The sequence below is a fragment of the Streptomyces sp. NPDC058157 genome, assembly GCF_042884105.1.
Taxonomy (GTDB): Bacteria; Actinomycetota; Actinomycetes; order Streptomycetales; family Streptomycetaceae; genus Streptomyces.
The window spans coordinates 1-1,482 of the sequence record NZ_JBHVUQ010000433.1; the positions used below are offsets into that span (position 1 = coordinate 1).

General features: G+C 80.3%; 1 protein-coding gene. It reads left to right on the plus strand.

What is annotated here, in order from left to right; genetic code table 11:
• A partial coding sequence (locus ACFVXK_RS38650) for a DUF5691 domain-containing protein (RefSeq protein WP_389622086.1) occupies positions 1-1,339 on the plus strand: 1,339 nt, incomplete at its 5' end.
• Positions 1,340-1,482: the final 143 nt, after the last annotated feature.

Genomic DNA, 1,482 nt, shown 5'->3' on the forward strand with positions numbered 1-1,482 from the left:
GCTCGCGCACCTGCTGGCGGGCCGTACGAGCGGGGGCGGCGCCGGGCGGCGGGGGGCCGCCCCGGATCTGACGGAGCTGCTCCCGCAGTGGCTGGCCGCCGCCGGGCGGCACGGCTATCGGGCGCCTTCGGCGCTGGTCCCGGCGCTGCTGGACGCGGCCCGGGCCCGCACCGACCTGCGCCCGCAGGCGCTGTCCCTGGCCGGGGCGCGGGGGCTCTGGCTGGCCCGGCTGAATCCCGAATGGCGGTTCGCGCTGCGCGGCGCGCCGGGCGGTACCGGCGCACCGCCCGACCCCGCCGACGCGGCGGCGGTGACCCGGCTGTGGGAGGAGGGCCTGTTCGCGGAACGGGTCGCGCTGCTGGGCGCCGTACGGGCGCGGGACGCGGTGGCGGCGACCCGGCTGCTGGCCTCCACGTGGGCCACCGAGCGGGCCGAGGACCGGCTGATGTTCCTCGACTCGCTGCGGACGGGGCTGTCGATGGCCGACGAGCCCTTCCTGGAGGCGGCGCTGGGCGACCGCAGCCGCAACGTCCGGGCGACGGCGGCGGAACTGCTGTCGGCGCTGCCGGAATCGGCGCTGGCCGGGCGGATGGCGGCGCGGGCGCTGGCCTGCGTGGGCCCGGAGGCGGTGGAGCCGCCTGCGGAGTGCGACGCGGGGATGCTGCGCGACGGGGTGGTCGAACGGCCGCCCGCGGGGCGCGGGGAGCGGGCGTGGTGGCTGGGCCAGGTGGTGGAAGCGGCCCCGCTGTCCTGCTGGCGGGACCGGTTCGGGGGGCTGGAGCCGGCGGAGATCGTGGCGCTGGCGGTGCCCGACGGGTGGGCGGAGGAGATACACGCCGCCTGGTGCCGGGCGGCGGTGCGGCAGGGGGACGCGCAGTGGTCGAAGGCCCTGCTGGGCGCGGCATCCGCGCCGCCCGCGGCGGGACCGGGCACGGCATCGCTCGCGGAGCGGGCCAAGCTGCTGGAGACCCTGCCGGAGGGGGAACGGGCGGAGTGGGTCGCGCGGTTCGTGCGGGCGCACGGGCTCTCGGAGGCGTTCCAGCTGCTGGGGGTCTGCCGGGTGCCGTGGGCGGGGGCGCTGGGGCGGGCGGTGGTGGACGCGCTGGACGCGGCGCGGGTCGCGGGGGGTTATCCGTGGAGCTTCAGCGGGGTGATGGGGCTGGCGGAGCGCTGCCTCGATCCTGCGGAGGCGGGCCGGCTGGAGGGGCTCACGGCTGCCGCCGAGCCCGCGGAGGGGGGCGCCGGGGCCTCGGCGTACTGGGCGGAGGCGTTCCAGCGGCTGGTGGCGACGCTGCGGGTGCGGGCCGAGATGCTGTCGGAGCTCGCGCCGTCGCCGTGACCCACCGCCGGCGCCCGCGGACCGTCGCCGCTGCGCGGGGCGGAGGTCCCCTACCCGCCCTTCGCCCGTTCCCGGGGGGGGCCCCCCCCCCCCCCCCGCCCCCCCCCCCCCCGCCCGGGGGGCACTAGCCCGCGGGCCGGCAC